The organism is Zavarzinia sp. (assembly GCF_049306435.1).
Taxonomy (GTDB): domain Bacteria; phylum Pseudomonadota; class Alphaproteobacteria; order Zavarziniales; family Zavarziniaceae; genus Zavarzinia.
On the sequence record NZ_JBAQRT010000151.1, the window covers coordinates 12,124 to 36,899 of the forward strand.

Annotated in this window: 21 protein-coding genes; 13 read left to right on the forward strand and 8 right to left on the reverse strand. The window is 66.8% G+C overall.

Annotated features, from left to right (window positions below; translation table 11 throughout):
- Positions 1-61: 61 nt before the first annotated feature.
- The 8 genes from WAZ62_RS08285 to hydA all read left to right on the forward strand — a co-directional run bounded on the left by WAZ62_RS08285 (position 62) and on the right by hydA (position 9,394).
- On the forward strand, positions 62-1,366 hold the full coding sequence (locus WAZ62_RS08285; RefSeq protein ID WP_422643049.1) for an NAD(P)-dependent oxidoreductase: 1,305 nt from the start codon (positions 62-64) through the stop codon (positions 1,364-1,366).
- A gap of 14 nt (positions 1,367-1,380) precedes the next feature.
- On the forward strand, positions 1,381-2,685 hold the full coding sequence (preA, locus tag WAZ62_RS08290; RefSeq protein WP_422643050.1) for an NAD-dependent dihydropyrimidine dehydrogenase subunit PreA: 1,305 nt from the start codon (positions 1,381-1,383) through the stop codon (positions 2,683-2,685).
- Positions 2,686-2,832: 147 nt separating this feature from the next.
- The gene (locus tag WAZ62_RS08295) at positions 2,833-4,077 is read left to right on the forward strand and encodes a Zn-dependent hydrolase (protein WP_422643051.1); all 1,245 of its coding nucleotides are present in this window, start codon (positions 2,833-2,835) and stop codon (positions 4,075-4,077) included.
- Between the two features lie 26 nt (positions 4,078-4,103).
- Entirely contained in the window at positions 4,104-4,886 is a 783-nt protein-coding gene (locus WAZ62_RS08300) for an ABC transporter ATP-binding protein (RefSeq protein WP_422643052.1), read from the forward strand.
- 5 nt (positions 4,887-4,891) lie between these two features.
- Positions 4,892-5,794 carry an ABC transporter permease gene (locus tag WAZ62_RS08305; RefSeq protein ID WP_422643053.1) on the forward strand — a complete coding sequence of 301 codons (903 nt, stop codon included), beginning with the start codon at positions 4,892-4,894 and terminating at the stop codon, positions 5,792-5,794.
- Positions 5,791-6,741, forward strand: coding sequence for an ABC transporter permease (locus WAZ62_RS08310; RefSeq protein WP_422643054.1), 951 nt, complete (start codon positions 5,791-5,793; stop codon positions 6,739-6,741). The genes WAZ62_RS08305 and WAZ62_RS08310 overlap by 4 nt, the downstream gene beginning before the upstream one ends.
- Before the next feature lie 17 nt (positions 6,742-6,758).
- Positions 6,759-7,742: an ABC transporter substrate-binding protein gene (locus WAZ62_RS08315; protein WP_422643055.1), complete on the forward strand. Its 984-nt coding sequence runs from the start codon at positions 6,759-6,761 to the stop codon at positions 7,740-7,742.
- 206 nt (positions 7,743-7,948) lie between these two features.
- Positions 7,949-9,394, forward strand: a complete 1,446-nt coding sequence (gene hydA, locus WAZ62_RS08320; protein ID WP_422643056.1) for a dihydropyrimidinase — start codon at positions 7,949-7,951, stop codon at positions 9,392-9,394.
- A gap of 3 nt (positions 9,395-9,397) precedes the next feature.
- Here hydA and WAZ62_RS08325 read toward each other — a convergent pair whose 3' ends face one another.
- Together WAZ62_RS08325 and WAZ62_RS08330 are read right to left on the reverse strand one after the other, a co-directional pair.
- Positions 9,398-10,099: a GntR family transcriptional regulator gene (locus WAZ62_RS08325; protein WP_422643057.1), complete on the reverse strand. Its 702-nt coding sequence runs from the start codon at positions 10,097-10,099 to the stop codon at positions 9,398-9,400.
- 30 nt (positions 10,100-10,129) lie between these two features.
- Positions 10,130-10,783, reverse strand: coding sequence for a TetR/AcrR family transcriptional regulator (locus tag WAZ62_RS08330; RefSeq protein WP_422643058.1), 654 nt, complete (start codon positions 10,781-10,783; stop codon positions 10,130-10,132).
- Positions 10,784-10,852: 69 nt separating this feature from the next.
- Here WAZ62_RS08330 and WAZ62_RS08335 point away from each other — a divergent pair, with 69 nt between their 5' ends.
- Complete coding sequence (locus WAZ62_RS08335) at positions 10,853-12,208, forward strand: oxygenase MpaB family protein (protein ID WP_422643059.1); 1,356 nt, start codon at positions 10,853-10,855, stop codon at positions 12,206-12,208.
- 29 nt (positions 12,209-12,237) lie between these two features.
- Here WAZ62_RS08335 and WAZ62_RS08340 read toward each other — a convergent pair whose 3' ends face one another.
- The 5 genes from WAZ62_RS08340 to WAZ62_RS08360 form a co-directional block, all read right to left on the reverse strand.
- Complete coding sequence (locus WAZ62_RS08340; RefSeq protein WP_422643060.1) at positions 12,238-13,515, reverse strand: amidohydrolase family protein; 1,278 nt, start codon at positions 13,513-13,515, stop codon at positions 12,238-12,240.
- Complete coding sequence (locus WAZ62_RS08345) at positions 13,512-14,456, reverse strand: ABC transporter permease (RefSeq protein ID WP_422643061.1); 945 nt, start codon at positions 14,454-14,456, stop codon at positions 13,512-13,514. The genes WAZ62_RS08340 and WAZ62_RS08345 overlap by 4 nt, the downstream gene beginning before the upstream one ends.
- Complete coding sequence (locus tag WAZ62_RS08350; RefSeq protein WP_422643062.1) at positions 14,449-15,516, reverse strand: ABC transporter permease; 1,068 nt, start codon at positions 15,514-15,516, stop codon at positions 14,449-14,451. The genes WAZ62_RS08345 and WAZ62_RS08350 overlap by 8 nt, the downstream gene beginning before the upstream one ends.
- A gap of 148 nt (positions 15,517-15,664) precedes the next feature.
- Complete coding sequence (locus WAZ62_RS08355) at positions 15,665-17,173, reverse strand: ABC transporter ATP-binding protein (protein ID WP_422643063.1); 1,509 nt, start codon at positions 17,171-17,173, stop codon at positions 15,665-15,667.
- Positions 17,174-17,179: 6 nt separating this feature from the next.
- A complete protein-coding gene (locus tag WAZ62_RS08360) occupies positions 17,180-18,211 on the reverse strand; it encodes a BMP family protein (RefSeq protein WP_422643064.1) in 1,032 nt (343 codons plus the stop codon).
- A 187-nt stretch (positions 18,212-18,398) separates the two neighbouring features.
- Between WAZ62_RS08360 and WAZ62_RS08365 the strand changes: the two genes are divergently transcribed.
- The gene (locus WAZ62_RS08365; protein ID WP_422643065.1) at positions 18,399-19,061 is read left to right on the forward strand and encodes a TetR/AcrR family transcriptional regulator; all 663 of its coding nucleotides are present in this window, start codon (positions 18,399-18,401) and stop codon (positions 19,059-19,061) included.
- A gap of 95 nt (positions 19,062-19,156) precedes the next feature.
- Positions 19,157-19,780: a peptide-methionine (S)-S-oxide reductase MsrA gene (gene msrA, locus WAZ62_RS08370; RefSeq protein WP_422643066.1), complete on the forward strand. Its 624-nt coding sequence runs from the start codon at positions 19,157-19,159 to the stop codon at positions 19,778-19,780.
- A 16-nt stretch (positions 19,781-19,796) separates the two neighbouring features.
- Here the strand turns inward: msrA and WAZ62_RS08375 are convergent, their stop codons facing one another.
- Positions 19,797-21,428: a trypsin-like peptidase domain-containing protein gene (locus WAZ62_RS08375; RefSeq protein ID WP_422643067.1), complete on the reverse strand. Its 1,632-nt coding sequence runs from the start codon at positions 21,426-21,428 to the stop codon at positions 19,797-19,799.
- A 240-nt stretch (positions 21,429-21,668) separates the two neighbouring features.
- Here WAZ62_RS08375 and WAZ62_RS08380 point away from each other — a divergent pair, with 240 nt between their 5' ends.
- Both WAZ62_RS08380 and WAZ62_RS08385 read left to right on the forward strand, forming a co-directional pair.
- Positions 21,669-23,531: a hypothetical protein gene (locus WAZ62_RS08380; RefSeq protein WP_422643068.1), complete on the forward strand. Its 1,863-nt coding sequence runs from the start codon at positions 21,669-21,671 to the stop codon at positions 23,529-23,531.
- Positions 23,532-23,617: 86 nt separating this feature from the next.
- Positions 23,618-24,775 carry a DUF3089 domain-containing protein gene (locus WAZ62_RS08385; protein ID WP_422643069.1) on the forward strand — a complete coding sequence of 386 codons (1,158 nt, stop codon included), beginning with the start codon at positions 23,618-23,620 and terminating at the stop codon, positions 24,773-24,775.
- Position 24,776 lies beyond the last annotated feature (1 nt).

Sequence of the window (24,776 nt, forward strand, 5' to 3'; positions counted from 1 at the left end):
TGACCATTTGATCAGGTTTTGGTGAGCTGAAAACACAAGGCTTACAAGGGAAGGGCGTTCCATGGCGATGGCGGAACAGGTCGGGGGCGCTTGTCCCAAGGGGGCGAATGCCTCGCCCATCGAATTCGATCTTCACACGCCGCTGACCGGCCATCAGGCGAGGGTGGAGGCGGAGCGCTGTTATTACTGCTATGACGCGCCCTGTACCACCGCCTGCCCGACCTCGATCGACATTCCCCTGTTCATCCGCCAGATCTCGACCGGCAACGCGCTGGGCGCGGCACAGACCATCCTCGACCAGAACATCATGGGCGCCATGTGCGCCCGCGTCTGCCCGACCGAACAATTGTGCGAACAGGCTTGCGTGCGCAACACGGCGGAGGACAAGCCGGTCACCATCGGCCTGCTGCAACGCCACGCGACCGATGCCCTGCTCGACGACGGCCGCCAGCTCTATGCCGCCGGTGCGCCCACGGGCAAAAGGGTGGCCATCGTCGGCGCCGGGCCGGCGGGCCTCGCCTGCGCTCATGCCCTCGCCCGGCTCGGCCATGCGGTCACGATCTTCGAGGGGCGGGCGAAATCCGGCGGCCTCAACGAATATGGCATCGCCGCCTACAAGGCGGCGGGCGGCATCGCCGCGCGCGAGGTCGATTACATTCTCGGCGTCGGCGGGATCGAGGTGAAACACGACACGCGCCTCGGCCGGGACATCAGCCTCGACCTGTTGCGCAGCCAGTTCGACGCGGTCTTCCTCGGCATGGGGCTGGGCGGGGTGAACGCGATCGGCATCCCGGGTGAGGATTTGCCTGGGGTGGAGGACGCGGTGGGTTTCATCGCCGCGCTGCGCCAGGGCGTGCCTGCGCCGGTCGGCCGCCGGGTGGTGGTGATCGGCGGCGGCATGACCGCGATCGACGTCGCGGTGCAGGCGAGATTGCTGGGCGCCGAAGACGTCACCATCGTTTACCGCGGGGCGGAAAGCGCCATGAAGGCCAGTCCCTACGAGCGGGAGGTGGCGCGCGGCCGCGATGTCCGCATCAAGACCGGGCTGCGGCCCAAGGCGATCCTGGGCGAAGCGGACAAGGTGACGGCGGTCGAATTCACCTATGCCGACGGACGGGATGAAACCTGTACGATCCCGGCCGATCAGGTGTTCAAGGCGGTGGGGCAGAGGTTCCTCGCGGGCGACGGCGCCTCGACCCTTGCCCTCGAAGGCGGGCGGATCGCGGTCGACGAGGGGCGGGCGACCTCGCTGCCCGGGGTCTTCGCCGGGGGCGACTGCGTGGCCGGCGGCCAGGACCTGACCGTGACGGCCGTCGAGGACGGCAAGATCGCCGCCCTGTCCATCGACAGCTATCTGCGCGCCTGACGGGAGACGAGGCCATGGCCGATCTGACCACCACTTTCGCCGGCATCAAGTCGCCCAACCCGTTCTGGCTGGCCTCGGCGCCGCCGACCGACAAGGCCTATAACGTCATCCGTGCCTATGAGGCCGGCTGGGGCGGTGTCGTCTGGAAGACCCTGGGCGAGGCGGGGCCGCCCGTCGTCAATGTGAACGGCCCGCGTTACGGCGCCCTGCATGGCGCCGACCGCCGGGTGATCGGCTTCAACAATATCGAGCTGATCACCGATAGGCCGCTGGAGCTGAACCTGCGGGAAATCAAGCAGGTGAAGCGCGACTGGAAGGACCGCGCCCTCGTCGTCTCCCTCATGGTCCCCTGCGAGGAGGAGGCGTGGAAAGCCATCCTCAAACAGGTGGAGGACACCGAGGCCGATGGCGTCGAGCTGAATTTCGGCTGCCCGCATGGCATGTCGGAACGCGGCATGGGCTCCGCCGTCGGCCAGGTGCCGGATTATGTCGAGATGGTCACCCGCTGGTGCAAGCAGCACAGCCGGATGCCGGTCATCGTGAAGCTGACCCCCAACATCAGCGACATCCGCGCCCCGGCGCGGGCGGCGAAGCGGGGCGGCGCCGACGCGGTCTCGCTGATCAACACGATCAATTCGATCATCGGCGTCGATCTCGACGCCATGACCATTTCGCCCTCCACGGATGGCAAGGGCACCCATGGCGGCTATTGCGGCCCGGCGGTGAAGCCCATCGCCATGAACATGGTGGCGGAAATCGCCCGCGACGCCGAGACACGGGGCCTGCCGATCTCGGGGATCGGCGGCGTCACCACCTGGCGTGACGCGGCGGAATTCATGACCCTGGGCGCCGGCAATGTGCAGGTCTGCACCGCCGCCATGGTCTATGGCTTTCGCATCGTCGAGGAGATGATCACCGGCCTGTCCGAATGGATGGACGGCAGGGGCTATACGTCGACCGCGGATTTCGTCGGCGGGGCCATCCCCAATGTCACCGACTGGCAATATCTGAACCTCGACTACGCGGTGAAGGCGCGTATCGACCAGGACAAATGCATTTCCTGCGGCCGTTGCCACATCGCCTGCGAGGACACGTCGCATCAGGCGATCACCGCGATGGTCGACGGCAAGCGCAGGTTCGAGGTGATCGACGAGGAATGCGTCGGCTGCAACCTCTGCGCCAGCGTCTGCCCGATCGAGGATTGCATCACCATGGAGCCGATCGCCGGCATCGATCCCCGCACCGGGCGGGAGGTCGGCCACGGCTACAGCAACTGGACGACCCACCCGAACAACCCAAACCGCAAGGCGGCGGAATGAGGGGATGGCGCGGCGCTGCCCAATCCTTGGGCGGCGCTGGCCGTGCGACCAAAAGGGTGCTTAAAATTTGTTGATTGCCGCCATGGGCGGGTTCGATACTGATCTGACCAAACGGTCAGGTTCGGTTTGATGGTCGGGGTCAGGGGCATGAGCGAGCAGCGCAATCTTTCGATCAATGGCGACCGCCTGTGGCAGAGCCTGATGGACATGGCGAAGATCGGCGCGACCCCGAAGGGCGGCGTCTGTCGCCTCGCCCTGACCGATGTCGACAAGGCCGGCCGGGACCTCTTCGTCGACTGGTGCCGGGCCGCAGGCTGCAGCATCACGGTCGACCGCATGGGCAATATCTTCGCCCGGCGGCCCGGCCGGAACAACGACCTCGCCCCCGTCGTCACCGGCTCCCACCTCGACAGCCAGCCCACGGGCGGGCGTTTCGACGGTGTCTATGGCGTGCTCGCCGGGCTCGAGGTGGTGCGCAGCCTGAACGACCTCGGCCTCGAGACCGAACACCCGGTCGAGGTCGCGGTCTGGACCAACGAGGAAGGTTCGCGCTTCGCCCCGGCCATGGTGGCCTCCGGCGTCTTCGCCGGGGTGTTCGACCTCGACTACGGTCTGAGCCGCGCCGATCCCGACGGCAAGACCATGGGCGAGGAACTGGCCCGCATCGGCTATGCCGGCGATGCTCCGGTGGGCCGCCCGGTCCATGCCTATTTCGAGGCCCATATCGAACAGGGCCCGATCCTGGAAGCGGAAGGCAAGACCATCGGCGTCGTCACCGACGCGCAAGGCCAGCGCTGGTACGAATTGAATATCACCGGGGTCGAGAGCCATGCCGGCCCGACGCCGATGACACGGCGCAAGGACGCCCTGCTGGGCGCCGCCCGCATCGTCGATCTCGTGAACCGCATCGGTCACCAGTTCGCGCCCCGCGCCTGCGCGACCGTCGGCATGATGCAGGTCTATCCCAATTCCCGGAACGTCATCCCCGGCAAGGTCTTCATGACCATCGACTTCCGCCACCCGGAGGACGCGACCCTGGCCGAGATGGACAAGGCGATGCGCGACGGCGTGACGAAGATCTGCGACGAAATCGGCCTCGGGGTCGAGATCGACCAGATCTTCTATTACGCCCCGGTCCATTTCGACGACGCGTGTATCGAGGCGGTGCGCAAGGGCGTGGCCGAACATGGTTTCACCGCCCGCGACATGGTCTCGGGCGCCGGGCACGATGCCTGCTATCTGGCCCGGGTGGCGCCTACGGCCATGGTGTTCATCCCCTGCATCGACGGCATATCCCACAACGAGATCGAGGATGCGACGCCCGAATGGGTCTCGGCCGGTGGCCAGGTGCTGCTGCGCGCCATTCTGGAAAAAGCGGGCCAGGTGAATTGACCGCGCCTCGGGCGGAGGACGTGGCGATGGCGGCCAAGGTTGTCGATATCCGGGGCCTGTCCCTGACCTTCGCGACGAAGGATGGGCCGGTCTATGCCCTGTCCAATGTCGATCTGACGATAAGGCGCGGCGAATTCGTCTCCTTCATCGGGCCGTCGGGCTGCGGCAAGACCACCTTGCTGCGCGTGATCGCCGATCTCGAAAAGTCGACCGGCGGCAGCATCGCGATCAATGGCCTGTCGCCGGAGGAAGCCCGGCTGCAGCGCGCCTATGGTTACGTCTTCCAGGCCCCCGCGCTCTATCCCTGGCGGAATATCGAGCGGAACGTGACGCTTCCCCTCGAGATCATGGGCATGCCCAGGGCGGAGCGACAGGCGCGGGCGCGGAAATATCTCGACCTCGTCAACCTCGGCGGGTTCGAGCGGAAATTTCCCTGGCAGTTGTCGGGCGGGATGCAGCAGCGGGCCTCCATCGCGCGGGCGCTGTCGTTCGAGCCGGACCTTCTTTTGATGGACGAGCCGTTCGGGGCGCTGGACGAGATCGTGCGCGATCATCTGAACGAGCAATTGCTGCGCCTGTGGGACAAGACGGAAAAAACCGTGGTCTTCGTCACCCATTCGATCCCCGAGGCGGTATTCCTGTCGTCGAAGATCGTCGTCATGTCGCCCCGGCCGGGCCGCATCATCGACGTGATCGAGACCGATTTTCCTCGGGACCGCAGCCTCGACATCCGCGAGACGCCGGAATTCCTGAAGATCGCCCACCGGGTGCGCGAGGGTCTGCGCGCCGGCCACGCCTACGAGGATTGAGGGCGATGGCGGCGGCGAAAACCACACCGATCACGCGCCTCTTGGCCGGCCATGCCGGGCCGGTCGCCGTGATCGGGCTCGCGCTTCTCGTGCTGTGGTACGTGGGCGCGGTGTGGCTGAACGCCGATCTGCAGATCGACGCCTTCGCCCGGGCCGGCACCGACTGGGGCTTTTCCGATCTCGTCGCCGGCACCTGGGCGCAGGAACGGCCGCTGTTGCCCGCGCCCCATCAGGTGCTGGCGGAAATGTGGAAGACCATTGTCGAAACCGGCGTGACCTCCAAGCGCAGCCTGGTGTTCCATGGCTGGGTCACCCTGTCGTCGACCCTGCTCGGCTTTGCCGCCGGCACGCTGCTCGGCATCCTGCTCGCGGTCGGTATCGTCCATGTCCGGGTGCTGGAAAAGAGCCTGATGCCCTGGATCATCGCCTCGCAGACCATTCCCATTCTCGCGGTCGCGCCCATGGTCATCGTGGTGCTGGGCGCCATCGGCCTGAAGGGCCTGATCCCCAAGGCGGTGATCTCGACCTATCTCTGCTTCTTTCCGGTCGCCATCGGCATGGTCAAGGGCTTGCGGGCGCCCGATCTCCTGCAACTCGACCTGATGCGGACCTATAGCGCCAGCGCGCGCCAGACCTTCTTCTACCTGCGCTGGCCGACGGCGCTGCCCTTCCTCTTCGCCGGGCTGAAGGTCGCGATCTCGATCAGTCTCGTCGGCGCCATCATCGCCGAATTGCCGACGGGGGCGCAGGCCGGCCTCGGCGCGCGGCTGCTTGCCGGTTCCTACTATGGGCAGACCATCCAGATCTGGTCGGCCCTCGTCACCGCCGCCCTGATGGCGGCGCTGCTCGTCGCGCTGATGGGCGGGATCGAGCGGCAGGTCGCCCGCCTGATGGGGGCGCGGCCATGAGCGGGCTTCGCCCCGCCCTGCTGTTCCTCGGCATCGCCTTCCTCGGCGCCCTCGCCATGCTCGATGCCCATACGGGGGGCGAGGCCGGGGCGGGTTATGCGCTGTCGCTTCTGGCCCTTTCCCTGATCGGCTGGCGGGGGCTGGCGCTGCTCGCCAATGCGCGGCTCGCCGACGGGCGCCGGCAGCGGCTGGCCGATCTTTCGGTGCCGGTGCTGTTCGGCCTGTGGATCGTGTTCCTGTGGCAGGCGGTGACGATCGGCTTCGGCGTGCCGCAGGTCCTGCTGCCGCCGCCCTCCATGATCGTCGCCCGCATCTTCGGCTCGGCCGATATCCTGCTGGCCGATTTCCGCCAGACCTTCCTGCAGGCGGTGCTGATCGGCTATCTGCTCGGCTGCGGCTCGGGCTTTCTCGTCGCCCTGATCGCCGACCGGGTGCCCTTCCTGCAACGGGGACTGCTGCCGCTGGGCAATCTTGCCTCGGCCCTGCCCATCGTCGGCGTCGCGCCGATCATGGTCATGTGGTTCGGCTTCGACTGGCCGTCCAAGGCGGCGGTCGTCGTCATCATGACCTTCTTCCCCATGCTGGTGAACACGGTCGCCGGCCTTGCCGCCGCCGGCCATCAGGAGCGGGAATTGCTCGGCACCTATGCCGCGACCTGGGGCCAGAGTCTGCTGGCGCTGCGCCTGCCGGCGGCCATGCCCTTCATCTTCAACGCGCTGAAGATCAATTCGACCCTCGCCCTGATCGGTGCGATCGTGGCGGAGTTCTTCGGCACGCCCATCGTCGGCATGGGCTTTCGCATCTCGACCGAGGTCGGGCGCATGAATCTCGACATGGTCTGGGCGGAAATCGTGCTGGCGGCGGTGGCGGGCTCGCTCTTCTACGGGGCCGTCGCCCTCGCCGAGCGGCGCGTGACCTTCTGGCATCCTTCTTTGCGGCAGCGTTAACAGGGGAGTTTAGGGGCATGAAGAGACTGATCGCAGGTGCGGCCCTGATGGCCGTCAGCCTTGGCGCCTTCGCCGCGCAGGCGGCCGACAAGGTCACGCTTCAGCTGAAGTGGGTGACCCAGGCCCAGTTCGCCGGCTATTACGTCGCCAAGGACAAGGGCTTCTACGAGGAAGCCGGGCTCGACGTCACCATCAACCCGGGCGGCCCCGACATCGCCCCGCCGCAGGTGATCGCGGGCGGCGGCGCCGATGTCGTCGTTGACTGGATGCCCTCCGCCCTCGCCTCGCGCGAGAAGGGCGTGCCCCTCGTCAACATCGCCCAGCCCTACAAGCGCTCGGGCATGATGCTGACCTGTCGCAAGGAAACGGGCATCAAGTCGCCGGCCGATTTCCCGGGCAAGACCCTGGGGGTCTGGTTCTTCGGCAACGAATATCCCTTCCTGTCGTGGATGTCGAAACTGGGCATTGCGACCGAGGGCGGGGCCAAGGGCGTCACCGTCCTGAAGCAGGGCTTCAACGTCGATCCCCTGCTGCAGAAGCAGGCCGACTGCATCTCGACCATGACCTACAATGAATATTGGCAGGTGATCGAGGCCGGGGTGAAGCCGGATGACCTCGTCGTCTTCAAATACGAGGATCAGGGCGTCGCCACCCTCGAAGACGGTCTCTATGTCCTCGAAGCCAAGCTGGCCGATCCGAAGTTCGTCGAGACCATGGCGAAATTCGTCAAGGCCTCGATGAAGGGTTGGGACTATGCCCGGGCGCATCCGGACGAGGCGGTGAAGATCGTGCTCGACAATGACGCGACCGGCGCCCAGACCGAAGGCCACCAGAAGACCATGATGGACGAGGTGAACAAGCTCACCGAAGGCTCGACCGGCGTCCTCGACCCGGCCGACTACGAGCGGACGGTGAAGACCATCATGACCGGCGGCTCCGACCCCGTGATCACCAAGGCGCCTGTCGGCGCCTGGACCCACGCGGTCACCGACAAGATGTAAGCGGGGCATTCTCCCTCTCCTCCTTGGAGGAGAGGGGAGCACGGCGCCCCCTCCGTCGTCATCCCGGCGAAGGCCGGGATCTCGGGCCGGCAAGGGCGCCTCTCTCGTTCCAAGGCCCCGGCCTGCGCCGGGGCGACGAGGGCCATGGTTCGATCATTCGGAAAGGCGGCTCTCGCCGCCAAGGCAGACGAAGTGGAGGCAGGATCATGACGCTGCTGGTCAGGGGCGGGACGGTCGTCAACGCCGACTATACGCGGCAGGCCGATGTGCTGATCGAGGGCGGCACCGTCGCCGTCGTCGGCACCGGCCTCGACGTGCCGGCGGGGACCGAGGTGATCGACGCAGGGGGCGCCTATGTCATGCCCGGCGGCATCGATCCCCACACCCATATGGAACTACCCTTCATGGGCACGGTCGCGTCGGAGGATTTCTTCTCGGGCACCACGGCGGGCGCCGTCGGCGGCACCACGACGATCATCGATTTCGTCATCCCGAGCCCCCAGCAGGATATTCTCGAAGCCTATCACACCTGGCGCGGCTGGGCCGAGAAGGCCTCCACCGATTACAGTTTCCACGTCGCCATCACCTGGTGGGACGAGAGCGTGCGCGAGGCCATGGGCACGCTGACCCGCGATTTCGGCGTCAACAGCTTCAAGCATTTCATGGCCTACAAGGGCGCCATCATGTGCGACGACGAGGTGCTGGTGAATTCCTTCACCCGCGCCGGCGAACTGGGCGCGTTGTGCACAGTCCATGCCGAGAATGGCGAGCTGGTCGCCCATCTCCAGAACAAGCTGATCGCCATGGGCATCACCGGGCCCGAGGGTCATCCCCAGTCCCGCCCCAGCGCGGTCGAGGGCGAGGCGGCGGACCGGGCGATAAGGATCGCCCAGGTGCTGAACGTGCCCCTCTATATCGTTCATAATTCCTGCATCGAAAGCCTGCAGGCGATCACGAGGGCGCGGAACGACGGCCAGCGCGTCTTCGGCGAGGTGCTGGCGGGCCATCTCCTGGTCGATGACGCGGTCTATCGCAGCACCGACTGGGACTATGCCGCGCATCATGTGATGAGCCCGCCGTTCCGCCCCAAGGAACATCAGGCGGCGCTGTGGCGGGGCCTGCAATCGGGCATGTTGCAGACGACGGCGACCGATCACTGCTGCTTCTGCACGCCGCAGAAGCGCATGGGCCACAATAATTTCACCCGCATTCCCAATGGCACCGGCGGGGTCGAGGACCGGATGCATGTGCTGTGGCATCACGGCGTCAACACCGGCCGCCTGACGCCCTCGGAATTCGTCGCCATCACCTCGGCCAACGCGGCCAAGATCTTCAACATCTATCCGCGGAAAGGCGTGATCGCGCCCGGCTCAGACGCCGACATCGTGATCTGGGACCCGGCGCGGGAGCGGACGATCTCGAAGAACACCCACCACCAGAAGATCGACTTCAACATCTTCGAGGGCATGACGGTGCGGGGCATCAACACGCATACCATCGCCAATGGCAAGGTGGTGTGGCAGGACGGCGAGGTCCGGACGGTGCGGGGCGCCGGCCGCTATGTCGACCGGCCGGTCTTCCCGTCCTATTACGACGCGGTGCGAAGGGTGGCGGAAGCGACGGCGCCCAGCGCGGTCGAGCGCATGGGCTGAGCCTCAGCGGACGCCGCTGTAACGCTCATAAGTCTCTTCGACCACGGTGATATGGCCGCGCATGGCGGCTTCCGCCCCGGCCTTGTCGCCGCGCAGGATGGCGGTCACCACCTGGTCGTGCTCGGCATGGGACAGGGGCAGGCGGCCGAGGGTGCGGAACTGGGCGCGGCGGAAGGGCGACAGGCGCGCCCGCGTCGCCAGTGTGATCTCGGTTAGATAGTCGTTGTGGCTGCCGTGATAGATCGCGCTGTGAAAATGCTCGTTCAGCTCGTGGTAACGCTGGGGATCACCCTTGCGCACCAGTTCGGCCAGATTCTCGTGGATCGTCTCGAGGGCCTGGCGCTCGGCGCTGGTCATATGGACGGCGGCGAGGCCGGCGCAGATCGCTTCCAGTTCGCCCATCACCTCGAACATGCCGCGCAGCCGCTCAAGTGACGGCAAGGCGACGAGGGCGCTGCGATGCGGCCGCGCCTCGACGAGGCCCGAGGCGGCGAGTTCGCGAATGGCCTCGCGCACCGGCGTCCTTGAGACGCCGAAGCGGGTGGCGATCTCGACTTCCTCGAGGGGGGTGCCCGGGGTCAGGCGCCCTTGCACGATTTCGTCGGCGAGGACGAGGCGCAACTCCTCGCTGCGGGTCGCGGAACGGCGCGGACCCGGCCGGCTGGAAGAAGATTTGGCGCGTTGCGCTGGTGCAGGCGTCGACACGATCAGACTCGTCTTGCTCGGGACCCGAGCCTAGGGGCGGGCGGGTCCTGCGGCAAGGGGCTTGCGGAACATCGCCCGCGCCAGGAATTCCGCCTGGGCCAGCAACCGCTCGACCGTATAGGTGGTGGGGTCCTGCAGCCGCAGACGGACCAATTCCTCGGACATGACGTGCAGCAGGGCGATGGCCAGTTCCCGGTCCGGGTTGGCGAGGCTGGCCAGCGCAGGATCCGCCGTTTGCAAGGCCTCGTTCATATGGGCGCGGGTCAGGGCGCGGGCTTCCGCCAGCCGGGCGTGAAGTTCGGGCGGGCCACCTTCGCCCGGCATCAGCAACATGCGCCAGGTCGCCGGGGCGGCATCGACCGCGTCGAGGACACCGGCGACACCGGCGGCGAAGCGCGATTGCCCGGGGGCCGGCGCCCGCTGGCCGGCGGCGAGGAAGCCCGCCGCCGCAAGGGCGAATTCCCGGTCGACCATGGCCAGCAGCAGATCGGCCAGATTGCCGAACAATTGATAGATCAGGGTGCGGGTGATGCCGCAGGTCGCGGCGATCCGCTCGAGGGTGACGGCATGAAAACCTTCGGCGTCCACCACCGCGCGGACGGCATCCAGGATCTGCTCGCGCCGCCGGTCGACGCTCATGCGCCGCCGGGGTGCCCTGTCCGCTGTCCTGGCCGTCCGATTCATGCTTGTCCTCACCTCCCGCGCAGGGTAACTTACAAAATATAACTTAATAAATGCAAGTTGGTGGAGGGGATGATGGAAAGCCTGGAGGCCTTGACGGCGCGGGTGGCGGCGCAGCGCGAGCGTCTGCCGGCCCTCTATGGCAAGGTCGATTTCTCGATCACGCCCGAGCGCTTCGCCGGCAGCCCCGACATCCCCAGCACGATCCATGGTGAAAAGGGCGAGGCCGCCCGCCGCCGCTTCCTCGCCGATCCCGAAACCGTCGCCCGGGCCAGGGCCTATACGATGCTGGGCGACAATGTCGCCGATGCCTATGCCGCCCTGATGCCGCAATATGGCTTCAAGCGGCTGGTCGCCCTGCTGACCACGGCCTGCGACGAGGGGCTGGAGGCGGTGCCCGACGCCCCGCCCGAACTGGTCGCCTTCATCCGCGCGATGGAGGATACGCCGGACTGGATCGACATGAGCCTGATCGAGGACGGCGCGCGCTACAGCCGCAATGCTTCGGCCAATCTCGCGCCCTTCGTCGTGCGCGGGGCTTTCGTCGCCACCTTCCTCAACAAATATTCGGCCCTGCCCATGGCCCTGACCGGCACCCTGTCCCACGAGACGGCGGTCCGGCGCATCAAGGAAACCGCCGCCTTCTTCACGACGACGGCGCTGCCCGGCGCGCTCGGCCGTTTCGGTTCGGGCTTCAAGGCGGCGGCCATGGTCCGGCTGATGCATTCCATGGTGCGCTTCAACGTGCTGCGCGGCTCGGCGAAATGGGATGTCTCGGTCTATGGCATTCCGGTGCCGCAGGTCGACCAGATGCCGGCCGGCACCATCGCCGTCTTCCTGCTGGCCTTCAAGCTGATGCGCCAGGGCCGCAAGCAGTTCACGCAGCGGGAACGCGCCTTCGTCGAATTCAACCGCTATCGCTGCTGGCTGCTGGGCCTGCCGGAAGATCTCCTGCCGGTGACGCCGGAAGGCATTCAGGACGCCATGAGCCTCTACAGCGGCACCCTGCGCGACGGCTATGACGATGAAACCTGCGGCGCCCTGGTGCGGGCGACCATGGCCGCCTATTTCCCCTCCAGCCGGAAACTCTCCGCCCGCATCTTCGACGGGCTGGAGCGCAGCTTCGCCCGGGTGTTCTTCAACCGCTCCTTCCTCGCGGGCGACACCACGGGCAAGGCGGCCCTGATGGGCGTCGCGCTTCGGCCCTATGACACGTTCGTCTTCATCGCCCTCGGCCTGTTCATCTATGGGCGGGAGCGGCTGTACAAGCTGGCGCTGCGGATGCCGGTCCTTCGCGATATCGCCGACCGCCGGCTGATCGCCAAGCTCGACCGGCTGCTGATCGAATATGGCCATGCCGAATATACGACCGACGCGACCAAATACCGGGACGAGTCCTTCCGGGCCAGCCGGCAGGCGGCGGAATAGGGCGCCCGGTCAGAAGCCGCGCGCCATGATCAGGGCCTCGTGAAGTCGAGACGGCTGGTGGCGCCGGCCAGATCGAGATGGGCTTCCACCTTCGGGGTGCGCGCGATCACCGCGCCGCCCCGGATGACGAACAGGCGGGCCGGCTTCAGGCGCAGGGCCTCGAAGGGGCTGCGCGCCTGCAGGATGACGAGATCGCCCCGGCAGCCCTTGTCGATGCCGTAACCGTCGAGGTGCATCACCCTGGCGCCGTTGGTGGTGACCGACTGGAACATGGCGTCCATTTCGGCGACGCCGGTCATCTGACCGACGTGCAGGCCCATGCTGGCGACTTCCAGCATGTCGTGGCTGCCGAGGGGATACCACGGGTCCATCACGCAATCGTGCCCGCAGGCGAGGTTGAGCCCGGCCGCCATCAATTCCTTCACCCGGGTCATGCCCCGGCGCTTGGGGTAGGTGTCGTGGCGGCCCTGCAGGGTGATGTTGATCAGCGGATTGGCGATGACATGCAGCTCCGCCTCGCGCATCAGGCCGATCAGCTTCGAGACATAGTAATTGTCCATCGAATGCATCGAGGTCAGATGCGATCCGGTCACCCGCCCGCGCAGGCCGAGGCGCGTGGTCTCATAAGCGAGACTCTCGACGTGGCGCGACCAGGGATCGTCGGATTCGTCGCAATGCATGTCGACGAGCAGGCCGCGTTCGGCCGCGATCTCGCACAGGGCCTTCACCGAGGCGGCGCCGTCCTGCATCGTCCGCTCGAAATGGGGAATGCCGCCGACGACGTCGACGCCCTTGTCGAGGGCGCGGATGAGGTTGTCGGCCGAGCGGGCATAGCGGAAATAGCCGTCCTGCGGGAAGGCGACGAGCTGGAGGTCGAGCCAGGGCTTCACCTCGGCCCGGACCTCGAGCAGGGCGTCGACCGCCAGCAGCCGGTCGTCGCAGATATCGACATGGCTGCGGATGGCGAGGGTGCCCCGGGCGATCGCCAGCCTGCAGAACTCGAGGGCGCGGCGCTTGATCGCCTCCACCGTCAGATGCGGTTTCAACTCGCCCCAGAGCGCGATGCCTTCGAGCAGCGTGCCCGACTGGTTCATGCGCGGCATTCCCAGCGACAGGGTCGAATCCATGTGGAAATGACTGTCGACGAAGGGCGGCGTCGCCAGGAAACCCTCGCCCTCGATCACCTTGCCGGCCTCGGCCTGGATGCCGGGGGCGACCTCGACGATCACGCCCTGATGGATGGCGATGTCGATGCCCTTGCGGCCATCGGGCAGGGCGATATCGCGGATCAGGAGGTCGATACTCATCTCTCTTCCTTGCGGAACGGGGTCAGGAGCGCGGCCGGGGCGCGGGCATTGCGCGAAACCGCGGCCATGGCGACGATGGTCAGGACGAAGGGCAGCATCAGGAAGACCTGATAGGGTACATCGATGACATTGGACGCCTGCAGGCGCAATTGCAGCGTATCGATGGCGGCGAAGATCAGGGCGCCGGCGGCGCATTTCCACGGGCTCCACTGCCCGAAGACGACAAGGGCGATGCAGACCCAGCCGCGCCCCGAAATCACGCCGAAGGTAAAGGCGTTGAACTGCGCCATGCTGAGGAAGGCACCCGCCGCGCCCATGAAGGCACCACCGAGGATCAGCGCCTGGTAGCGGGTGAGGGCGACATTCACCCCGGCCGAATCCGCCGCGCGCGGGCTTTCGCCCACGGCGCGCAAGGACAGGCCCCAGGGCGTGCGGAACAGGATGAAGGCGGCGACGGGCACGGCGAGGAGGGCGATATAGACGAGGGCGAACTGGTCGAACAGCACGGCGCCGATCACCGGAATATCGGACAGCAGCGGAACCTTCACGGTGGCGAAGGCCTGGATCGAGGGCAGCACGCCCGGCTGGCCGAAGATCAGCCGATAGAAAAAGAAGGCGAAGCCCGTGCACAGCAGGGTGACGCCGATGCCCGAGACATGTTGTGACAGGCCGAGGCTGACCGTCAGCAGGCCCATCAGTGCGCCCATGATCATGCCGGTCGCCATGGCGGCGAGAAGGCCGAGCCACAGCGAGCCGGTGAAATAGGCGGTGGAGAAACCGGTCATGGCCGAGAGCAGCATGATGCCCTCGATCCCGAGATTGAGGACGCCCGCCCGCTCGGCGAACATCTCACCGAGCGAGGCGAGGATCAGCGGCGTTGCGATGCGCAAGAGAGCGGCGAAAAAGCCGATCTGGAAAATCTGGCCCCAGATGTCATCCATGGGCCACCCCCTTGAGACGCAGGCGATAGCGCGTGAACAGCAGCGCGATCAGCATGGTGATCAGGGCCGTGCCCTGGATGACGTCGGACAGATAGACGGGGATGCCGGTCGCCCGGCTCATCGCCTCGGCCCCGGTGATGACGATGGCGAAGAAGAAGGCGGCGGGCACGACGCCGAGCGGGTTCAGCCCCGCCAGCATGGCGATGACGATGCCGGTATAGCCGTAACCGGGCGAGATCCCGGCCATCACCTGATAATGCAGCCCGCCCACTTCGCCGACCCCGGCAAGCCCCGCCATGGCGCCCGACAGAAGCGCCGTCGCCATGGTGACGCGGGCGGTGGAAAAACCGGCATAGGCGGCGGCCTGGGCATTTTCGCCGACGGCGCGAATGGCGAAGCCGAGCACGGTCTTGCGCATCAGGATGAAGACGAGGGGGGCGGCGAGCAGCGCGAGGCCGACCCCGAGGTGCAGCCGCGTCCGGGGCAGCAGGATGGGAAAGCCCGCTTCCTCCCGGATGTCCGGCGAATCCGGATAGCCGGACAGCGGGTCTTTCCACACCCCGTCGAGGAGGGCCATCATGCCGTAGAAGACGATGAAATTGAGGAGGAGGCTGACCACCACCTCGTCCACCTTGTAACGGGTGCGAAGGAGGGCGGGCACCATGGCCCAGATCCCGCCGGCCAGCGCGCCCGCGAGGATCATCAGCGGGATCAGCGAAAATTCCGGCAGGCTTTCCCGACCGCCGATGAAGGCGGCGGCCATGGCGCCCATCAGCAATTGCCCCTCGCCACCGATGTTCCAGAACCTCGCCCGAAAAGCGATGGCGACGGCGAGCCCGGTGAAGATCAGCGGCGCCGCCTTCACCGCCGTCTCGACCAGCGCGAAACGCGACGCGACGGGGGAGAGGAACAGCGTGCCATAAGCCTCCAGCACATGCCCGCCCGCGAGCGTGACGAGCCCGGCGCAGAGGACAAGCGTCGCCAGGATCGCGGCGACCGGCAGCGCGACATAGAACCAGGCGGGTGTCGTGGCCCTTTGTTCGAGGCGAAGGCGGATCATGGCGCGAATTCCGCGCCACCCACCTCACCCCCCGCCCTCTCCCCCCGCCAGCGGGCGGAGAGGGGGCCTCTTCTCCCTCTCCGCCCTTCAGGGGGGAGAGGGCCGGGGTGAGGTGGGGAGGGCTCGATCTCCCATGCAACACCCGACATCACGCCGCCTCCTGCCCGCTCATCAGGAGGCCGATGCGGGCGACGGAGGCTTCGGCGATGGGCAGGACGCCCATGATGCCCCCCTCGTAGAGGACGGCGATGCGGTCGGATATCTGGAACAATTCCTCGAGGTCCTCGGAAATGACGATGACGGCGCGGCCGGCGGCGCGCAAGGACAGGAATTGCTCGTGCACGAAACGGGCGGCGCCGACGTCGAGGCCACGGATCGGCTGGGCGGCGAGCAGCACGAGCGGGTCCTGAGACAGCTCGCGGGCCAGCAGCGCCTTCTGCAGATTGCCGCCCGACAGGGTGCCGGTGCGGGCGTCGGGGCCGGCGGTGCGGATGCCGAAGGCGGCGATCTGCTCGATCACGAAACGGCGGATCGCGCCATGGTCGATGAAGCCGAAGCGACTGTAGGGCTTTCGGCCGACGAGGGGCAGGACCATGGAATCCGACAGCGGCAGGCTGGTGATCAGGCCGGTGGTCATGCGGTCTTCCGGCACACGGCCGATGCGCAGCGCCTGCATGACGCGGGGCGAGGTCTCGCGCACCGGCAGGCCGCCGACACTCAGCGTGCCCGAGGCGACGGGCAACATGCCGGCGATGACATCGGCCAGTTCCCGCTGGCCATTGCCCGAGACACCGGCGATGCCGAGGATCTCGCCGCCGCGAAGCTCGATACTGACATCCCGCAGCCGCACCCGGCGCCCGCTGGCGGTGGAGACGCCTTGAAGCGACAGAAGAACCTCGCCGGTCTCGCTCGCCGGCTTTTCCGGCGGGGTCAGTCCATGGCCGCACATCAATTCCGCCAGCTGGCGGTCGGTGATCGCGTCCGACATGTCGAGGCTGGCGGCGATGCGGCCCTGGCGCAGCACCGTGACCTTATGGGTCAGGCTGCGCACCTCGTGCAGCTTGTGCGAGATGAAGACGACACCGAAGCCTTCCGCCGCCATGGCGCGCAGGGCGGCGAACAGGCCCTCAGCCTCCTGCGGGGTGAGGACGGCGGTCGGCTCGTCGAGGATGACGATGCGGGCGCCCCGGAACAGGACCTTGATGATCTCGAGCCGCTGCTGCTCGCCGATGGCAAGGCCGGAGACCAGGGCATCCGGATCGAGTCCGAGGCCGAAACGCGCCTTCACGTCGGCGAGACGCGCCCGGGCGCCCGCCTCGTCGAGGCGGAGGCCCTTGCCGGGCCGGCCGATCATCAGGTTTTCGAGCACCGTCATCGACGGCACCAGATGGAAATGCTGGTGCACCATGCCGATGCCAAGCGCCAGGGCATCCGCCGCCGAATGGATGGCGACGGGCTTGCCGTCGATGGCGATCGTGCCCTCGTCCGGGGCATAGGTGCCGAAGAGGACATTCATCAGCGTGGTCTTGCCCGCGCCATTCTCGCCGAGGAGGCCGAGAATGTCGCCGGGCAGCAGGGAGAGATCGACGCGGTCGTTGGCGACGACCGCGCCGAAGCGCTTGGTGATGCCCCGCATCTCCAGCAGGGCTTGCGCCATTAAGGATTACTCCGACTTCGGAATGGATTCGTCGACGTCGACGCGATAGGTGCCGTCCATGATGTCCGTGGTCTTCCTGGCGACGAGATCCTTCACCTCGGCGGGCAGCAGCGCGTCGAACTTGTGATAGGGCGCGAGATAGGAGCCGCCCTTGCTCATGGTGGAAAAGCCGCCGAAATCCTGCGCGGTGAAGACACCGGCCTTCACCAGCTTGATCATCTGGTTGACGGTCGGGCTCATGTCCCAGACGGGGCCGGTGATCACCGTGTCGGGACCGAGCGACGACTGGTCGGACATGTTGGAAATGGCCAGGACCTTCTTCTCGACCGCGGCCTCGACGACGCCGAAGCGTTCGGCGAAGATGACGTCGACGCCGGATTCGATCTGGGCGAGGGCAGCTTCCTTGGCCTTGGGCGGATCGAAGAACGAACCGATGAAGGAGAATTTGCACTTCACCTCGGGGTTGGCTTCCTTCGCCCCGGCGCAGAAGGCATTGACGAGGCGGTTCACCTCGGGGATCGGCATGGCGGCGACGGCACCGACCACCTTGGTCTTGGTCATCTTGCCGGCGATCAGGCCCGACAGATAGGCGGGCTCGTGGATCCAGTTGTCGAAGACGCCGAAATTGGGCTCCGCCGGGCCGATGCCGGAGCCGAAGACGAAGGCGACATCCGGGTAATCCTTGGCGACCTTGCGGGCGATACGCTCGGCGCCAAAGGCGTCGCCGGTGATCAGCTTGTAACCCTTTTCGGCATATTCGCGCATCACCCGCTCGAAATCGGCGGATTTGACGCTTTCCGAATAGGCATAGTCGATGCCGTGCTCGGTCTTGGCCTTTTCGAGGGCGACGTGGATCTGGTTCACCCAGGGTTCCTCGATCGGGGTCTCGAACACGGCGGCGACTTTCAGCTTCTCCTCGGCGGCGGCGGGCGCCGGCTGGCCGAAGGTGCCGATGAGAAGCGCGGCGGCGGCGAGAAGGCCGAGCAGGCCGCGCCTGGTGGCGCCCCGGCCGACGGAAAGACGACAGGCTGACAGCATCTGATCCCCCATGTTGCCCTGATGTTCGGCATCGCCCGCGGCCCAGCCCGCGAGCGCCCAAAACTTTCACACCCGCACCGGGGACGATCAAGAAAAATTGTCCAACTGGTTAGGTTTTGGTCACGGCGCCGCTTCCCTTCGCCGCCCGCATCCGTTAACGGTTAGAGGAGAGGGAGGCGAGGCGCGCATGGTGCACAGCTTCGATATCGAGGATGACGGCGGCGCCGAGGAGGCGCCCCAGGGCGGACGCATCCGCCAGCGCAACAAGGCGCGCATCATCGCGGCGGCGGAAAAGGTCTTCGCCGAACGCGGCTATGACGGCGCGACCACGGCGGAAATCGCCGAGATCGCCGGACTCGCCAAGTCCAACGTCCATTATTACTTCGGCACCAAGGAAGCGATCTACCGCGAGGTGGTGGCCGGCATCGTCGACCTGTGGCTGAAGGCCTTCGGCGAGATCACCGCCGAGGATGATCCGGCCACGGCGATCAGCGCCTATATCCGGCAGAAGCTGCTCTATTCCCGCAAGCGGCCGCTGGCCTCGCGCATCTTCGCGACCGAGATCATCAGGGGCGCGCCCATCCTGCGGCCCTTCCTCGAAGCGGACCTCCGCGACTGGGTGGAGGACAAGGCCAAGGTGCTGGCCCATTGGGCGGCGCAGGGGCGGATGGACGTGGTCTCGCCCCATCACTTCTTCTTCATGATCTGGGCGGCGACCCAGACTTATGCCGATTTCGCCAGACAGATCGCCGCCGTCCTCGGCCACAAGCGCCTGCGCGAGGCGGATTTCGAGGAAGCGATCGCGACGGTGACCGCCATCGTCCTGAAGGGCTGCGGCATCAAGGCCTAGCTTTACGCAAGCCTGCCATGACCGTAACTTGGCGTGCGGTCCGGCGAACCTGTCCTTGCGGCAACCGATGCCGCATCCGAGACGGAGACGAAACCATGACCTCCTGCCCGATTCCGACGGGGCGCGGCCTCACCCCCGCCCAGTTTCCCGATCCCGCCCGCGATCTGGCGTCCGCAGCCGGCGAACAGGTGGCGGTCATCGCCGGGGGCTGCTTCTGGTGCACGGAGGCGGTTTACCGCGCGGTCGACGGTGTGATCGACGTCGTGCCCGGCTATGCCGGCGGCACGGCGGAAACCGCCGATTACAAGACGGTGTGCACCGGCCGGACCGACCATGCCGAGGCGATCCTGATCCGCTTCGATCCGGCGCGCGCCAGCTATGGCCAGCTGCTGAAACTGTTCTTCTCGGTCGCCCACGATCCGACCCAGCTGAACCGCCAGGGCAATGACATCGGCCGGCAGTATCGCTCCGCCGTCTTCTTCGCCAATGCCGAGGAAAAGGCCGTGACGGAAGCCTATATCGCCCAGCTCGCGGCGGCAGGCGCCTTCACCGCGCCGATCGTCACCACGCTGGAGCCCCTGACCGCCTTCTACGAGGCGGAGGAATATCACCACGATTACGCGGCGCGGAACCCGTACCAGCCCTATATCGCCCATGTCTCGCGGCCGAAGGTCGACAAGCTGAAGGCCTATTTCCCCGAGCGGCTAAAGAAGGCGTGAGGGACGCTCCCCGCCCTCAGTGACTGCCTGCGCTCGGTCCCGGGCGCAGGAATTCCTCGGCGGCGATGGCGAAATTCAGGTTCTGGGTATCCTTCAGCATGAAGGTGGTGATGCCCAGCAGGTTGCCGCGCGCATCGAACAGCCCGCCGCCGGACGAGCCGGGCGAGATCGGCGCGCTGGTCTGGACATATTGCTGGCCCTCGTTGCGGCGCTTCGACGAAACGAGCCCCTCGCCCAGCGTGAGGTCGAGGCCGGAGGGCGCGCCGATCGTATAGGCGCGCTCGCCGATCACCACGTCGGCATGGCTGCGGATGGTGACGAAGCTGGGCAGGTCCGGCTTGTCGACCCGGATGATGCAGCGGTCGCCTTCCTCGTCGCGCAGCTTGATCGAGACCGGGCGCAGGTCCGACATGTCCTCGTTCCTGAAGATGCCGAAGAACTGCTGGCCCTCGAGGACATGGCAATTGGTGAACAGGTGCTGCGCCGTCACCGCGACGGCCGAGCCCTGGCTGAAGCCATCCTCGAGAAAGGGCTGGCCATTGCGCAGGGGCGCGGCGACGACGACCCAGACCGCGTCCTTCACCTTCTGGAAGACGCCGGATGGATCGAGCGACTGGGTCGCCACCGGCATCGGCAGGGTGGGCAGGGGCACCTGATCGCTGGCTTCGGCGGCGGACGGCGGCCGGCCGGGCTTGCCCGGCTGGTCGGGCCGGCTCGGACGGGCGGGCTGGGCCGGCTCGTCCCCGGCGACATCGGGGACGGAAGCGGCCGAACCCTCGCGCGCCTCGTCCTTGGCATAGAAGCCGACCACCGTGTCCGGCGGCGTCGCTTCCGGCGGGGCCAGCCTGTCGGGCACGACGAATTCGGAAACGATGGCGGCGACCAGACCCTCGTTCGCCGGCGCGTCCGCCGGCGGATAGTAATAGGTGAAGCCGACCGCGCCATTTTCGCGCCGGTCGACCCGGCCGGTGAAGCGCTGGTCGCCCTCCATCCCCTCGAAGACGAAATAGGCCCCCATGTTCACCGCCCTGGTCACCCGCTTCCCGCCATCCTTCAGGTTGCGGATGGTGTTGAAGAAGGTGAGATATTCGGACGCCGACATGGATGCGATCACTTCGACGTCGAGCAGGCGCGATCCGTCGGCGCTGGTGAAGGTGCGGGCGCCCCCCTCGCCTGGCCGGGTCTTGGTCAATTGCACGGCGGGATAACCGATGCGAAAGCCGAGATCCTGGCTGATGTAGGAGGTCCAGCCGACCTTGGCCCGGGCTTCGGCGCCGATGCGCAGCAATTCCAGGGTCTGGTCGGCGGTCAGCGTTCCGGTGGCGCGGACGCCGGTGTCGCGCTGGAAGGCCTTGATCGCGTCTCGCGAGGCATCGTCCAGCGTGCCGGTGGCGATATCGGTCGAATAGCCGGCCCAGATCAGCGCCAGTTGAAGGATGCGGGGGTCATTGGCCGCGGCGATTTCCGAAAGACCATTGCTCGAATCGCCTTCGACCGAACCGGCCGGGCCGGACGGTGTCGTGGCTTCGGGGGCAGGGCGCGCGCCGCCCGGCCGGATGGAGCCCTTTTCCCCGGCCATGGCCCCCTGAACCGCGAGCGCCAGCACCATGATCGCCGCCGAAACAGCCGAACCTAACCGCTTTGCCATAAAAACGCCGCCTGTATGAGTTCCCCCTGAAGCTGGCCAGCCTAAGCGATCCCGTGGCGGCGGCCAATCCCGGCGAAAGGCCGCGGCGCGGATAATGCGTCGTCAACGTGTGACGTTCAGCATTGTCTCGCCTCGGCGAAACTGTTGGGCTAGTTTGCGCCCTGGAAATGGCCCGGTTTCCGGGTCGGGCCTGGGGGATGTCCGCGCAAGGACAAAGCTGATCCACCGAGAGGGGAGACCATGAACAAGATTGTCGTTGGCGCCGTGACCGCCGTCGTGGTGGGCGTCGGGGCCGCCGCCGGCTGGTATTTCATCGGCAAGGAAAGTGGCCCGGGCGTCGCCGATGTGTCGGGCGCGCCGCCGCTCGACTGCGCCAATATCAAGACCGATGTCGACGCCACCCTGGCGGCCCTGCCGCCGGAGCTGAAGGCGACCTATTCGGGCCTTGAATGCTCGGGCACCAAGCTCAGCTTCGCCGAACTCCGCTTTGGCGTTCTTGGCGCCGGCGCGATCGAGGAAGGCGCGGTCAAGATGACCGGCGTTCTCGTCGACGGCGGCTTTGCCGCCAACGCGAAGAAAGTCTTCAACGCCGCTTCCTATCCCGCCGGCCAGGCCCCCTCGACCGAGCGGCTGCCGATCGCGTCCCGCATCACGGCGGCCAAGGTGAACATCGGCCCCGAAGCGGGTGGCGGTGTCAGCTTCGAGAATTTCGAGATCGCCGACCTCTCGGCCCGTCCGTTCGCCAAGGCGCCACCCGCCACCCTCGCCGACCTCGGCGCGGCCGGCCCCGCGGAAATCGCCGATCTGCTGCAGGCTTTCGGCTTCTCCTCGATCAGCTTCAAGTCGGTCGCCGGCGGGCCGCCGCCGGCCGCGGGCCAGGCGCCGACCCCGGTGGTGACGATCGCCTCGGTCGTCTTCTCCGCCTTCGACGGCCAGCGCCTCGGCGCCTTCGACCTGACCGGTCTCGCGGGCAAGCCCGAGTCGGGCAGCGGCACCTTCGGCCTCGCCAGCCTGTCCCTGAAGGGGGTCGGCGTCGGCGATCTGGCCGCGATCTTCTCGTCGGCCTCGGCTGGCGGCATGGTCAATAGCGATGCCATGGAAATGAAGACCCTGCTGGCGATCAGCGCCGATTCGGCGAGCCTGAAGGATTTCCACGTCGCGGGCTTCAGCGCCCCCGACGACGAGATCCGGCTGGCCAGCATCACCCTCGACCAGTTCAAGGCGCTCAGCTTCTCGAAGCTGGCGATCGATGGCGTCGAGGGCCATGTCTCCGACATCGGTTACAGCTTCAAGCTCGCCCATCTCGCCCTCAAGGGCGTCGATTTCGGCGCGGCCCTGCGGGGCATCGCCGACGGCAGCGCGAGCGAACCCGATTTCGCCAAGCTGCGGATCGATGGCTACGACCTGTCGGATCTCGCCTTCGGGCCGAAGGACGGCGAGAAGGTCACCCTCGCCTCGGTCGTCGCCAGTTCGAGCGATTACGTCGACGGTATCGCCACCAAGGGCACGGGCAAGCTGACCGGCTTCGCCATGCCGATCTCCATCATCCCCGAGGAATACCGGGGGCCGTTCACGGATCTTGGCTATCCGGTCATCAAGCTCGAGATGACGACCGACTACAGCTTCGATCCCAAGGCGATGGCGCTCGACATCAAGGACGTGACGCTGAAGCTGGCGGATGGCGGCGCGCTGACGCTGAAGGTCAATCTCGGCAATTTCGATCTGAAGGCCATTCAGGCGGCGTCGCAGTCGATGGAGCCGCCAGCGGCGCTCTTCGAGGCGAAGCTGATCGCGGCCTCCCTCGGCTACACGGATGATTCCCTGTTCTCCCGCGTGCTGAAGCTGATCGCCAAGGAACAGGGGGCGACACCCGACGCCCTGCTGGAACAGGCCAAGGCGATGCTGAAGATGCAGATGGATGCCGCGCCGGGGCCGGTGACCAAGGCTTTCCTCAAGGGTCTCGAGGATTTCCTCACCGGGCAGAAGAGCCTGACGATCAGCGTCGCGCCCTCGACCCCGCTGTCGTTCGACGAGATCGGCAGCAAGTTCGACAACCCGGAGGCGGCCGCCGCCGCCCTGAAGCTGACCGCCAGCGGCAAGTGACATGATGCGGGGAGGGCGCCGCGAGGCGCCCTCCTTTTTCTGCCGAGCCGGGGCTTTCCGGCACCCGGATACACGGGCGAGGGGCCATGCGCCGCGTCATCCTGATTGTTTTCGCCGTTCTGATCCTGCTTGGCTTCGCCGCCTATCGATACCGCTTCGACCTGCTCGCCTTCATGGTGACGCCGTCCGGCGGCTTTGACGCGGCCCGGGTGCCGCCAGCACCCGACTACCGGCGGGCGGAGACCTGGCTGGCCCTGCCCGACCATCAGGATGCCGCCGATGAAGTCCCCGCCGGGGCCATTCCCGGCGACAATCAGGGCCGGGCCCCGGCCGATATCTTCTATATTCATCCGACGACCTATGTCGATCCGGCGGGCTGGAATGCCGCCTGGAGCGATCCGGCCGCGGCCGAACTCGCCGGCCAGCTCACCCAGGCTTCCGTCTTCAACGGTTGCTGTCGGGTCTTCGCCCCCCATTACCGCCAGGCGACCCTGGCCGCCTTCGCCGACGAGAGCCGGGTGGAGGGGCGGGCCGCGCTCAAGGTCGCCTATGGCGATGTCGAGGCGGCCTTCCGGCAATATCTGGCCGCTTACGGCGGTGACCGGCCCTTCATCCTCGCCGGGCACAGCCAGGGCTCCCTGCTGCTCCAGCGCCTGCTGGCGACGGTGATCGCGCCCGATCCCGCGCTTCGCGCGCGGCTCGTCGCGGCCTATGCCGTTGGCTATCCGCTGCCCCTCGACCAGTTCGATGGCCCCCTTGCGCCCTTGCGCCCCTGCGCCTCGTCGGGCATGACGGGCTGCGTGCTGACCTGGATCAGTTTCGTGCGCGCGGGCGATCCCGATTTCTACCGCCGCCGGGCCGAGATCTGGAATCCGGCGTCGATCAGCGGATTTTCGCCTGTCGCGGGGCGGCCCATCCTCTGCGTCAATCCGATCAGCTTTCGCATGGACGACGTGCTGATCCCGCGTGAGGCGAATCGCGGTGGCACGGTCCATTCGATGATTTCCGGCGGGCCCGAACCGCTCACCCGTGGCCTCGTCGATGCCCAGTGCGTGGACGGCATCCTGCGCATTTCCGAGCCGGAGCCCTTCGTTTTCCGCGCCATCCTGCTGCCGGGTCAGGATTATCATGTCTATGACTACGCCCTGTTCTGGCAGGACATGCGGCTCGACGCCATCGCCCGGGTGAACGCCTATATCGCCGCCCGCGGTCCGCCCGGCGCACCGGCGGTCCAGACCCCATGAG

Coding starts and splice junctions, on each gene's coding strand:
- WAZ62_RS08335 (WP_422643059.1), top strand. CDS start 10,853: ATGATGGAAAGCCTGGAGGCCTTGACGGCGCGGGTGGCGGCGCAGCGC.
- WAZ62_RS08330 (WP_422643058.1), bottom strand. CDS start 10,783: ATGAATCGGACGGCCAGGACAGCGGACAGGGCACCCCGGCGGCGCATG.
- WAZ62_RS08365 (WP_422643065.1), top strand. CDS start 18,399: ATGGTGCACAGCTTCGATATCGAGGATGACGGCGGCGCCGAGGAGGCG.
- WAZ62_RS08385 (WP_422643069.1), top strand. CDS start 23,618: ATGCGCCGCGTCATCCTGATTGTTTTCGCCGTTCTGATCCTGCTTGGC.
- WAZ62_RS08350 (WP_422643062.1), bottom strand. CDS start 15,516: ATGATCCGCCTTCGCCTCGAACAAAGGGCCACGACACCCGCCTGGTTC.
- preA (WP_422643050.1), top strand. CDS start 1,381: ATGGCCGATCTGACCACCACTTTCGCCGGCATCAAGTCGCCCAACCCG.
- WAZ62_RS08305 (WP_422643053.1), top strand. CDS start 4,892: ATGGCGGCGGCGAAAACCACACCGATCACGCGCCTCTTGGCCGGCCAT.
- hydA (WP_422643056.1), top strand. CDS start 7,949: ATGACGCTGCTGGTCAGGGGCGGGACGGTCGTCAACGCCGACTATACG.
- WAZ62_RS08375 (WP_422643067.1), bottom strand. CDS start 21,428: ATGGCAAAGCGGTTAGGTTCGGCTGTTTCGGCGGCGATCATGGTGCTG.
- msrA (WP_422643066.1), top strand. CDS start 19,157: ATGACCTCCTGCCCGATTCCGACGGGGCGCGGCCTCACCCCCGCCCAG.
- WAZ62_RS08340 (WP_422643060.1), bottom strand. CDS start 13,515: ATGAGTATCGACCTCCTGATCCGCGATATCGCCCTGCCCGATGGCCGC.
- WAZ62_RS08355 (WP_422643063.1), bottom strand. CDS start 17,173: ATGGCGCAAGCCCTGCTGGAGATGCGGGGCATCACCAAGCGCTTCGGC.
- WAZ62_RS08345 (WP_422643061.1), bottom strand. CDS start 14,456: ATGGATGACATCTGGGGCCAGATTTTCCAGATCGGCTTTTTCGCCGCT.
- WAZ62_RS08360 (WP_422643064.1), bottom strand. CDS start 18,211: ATGCTGTCAGCCTGTCGTCTTTCCGTCGGCCGGGGCGCCACCAGGCGC.
- WAZ62_RS08295 (WP_422643051.1), top strand. CDS start 2,833: ATGAGCGAGCAGCGCAATCTTTCGATCAATGGCGACCGCCTGTGGCAG.
- WAZ62_RS08300 (WP_422643052.1), top strand. CDS start 4,104: ATGGCGGCCAAGGTTGTCGATATCCGGGGCCTGTCCCTGACCTTCGCG.
- WAZ62_RS08315 (WP_422643055.1), top strand. CDS start 6,759: ATGAAGAGACTGATCGCAGGTGCGGCCCTGATGGCCGTCAGCCTTGGC.
- WAZ62_RS08380 (WP_422643068.1), top strand. CDS start 21,669: ATGAACAAGATTGTCGTTGGCGCCGTGACCGCCGTCGTGGTGGGCGTC.
- WAZ62_RS08310 (WP_422643054.1), top strand. CDS start 5,791: ATGAGCGGGCTTCGCCCCGCCCTGCTGTTCCTCGGCATCGCCTTCCTC.
- WAZ62_RS08285 (WP_422643049.1), top strand. CDS start 62: ATGGCGATGGCGGAACAGGTCGGGGGCGCTTGTCCCAAGGGGGCGAAT.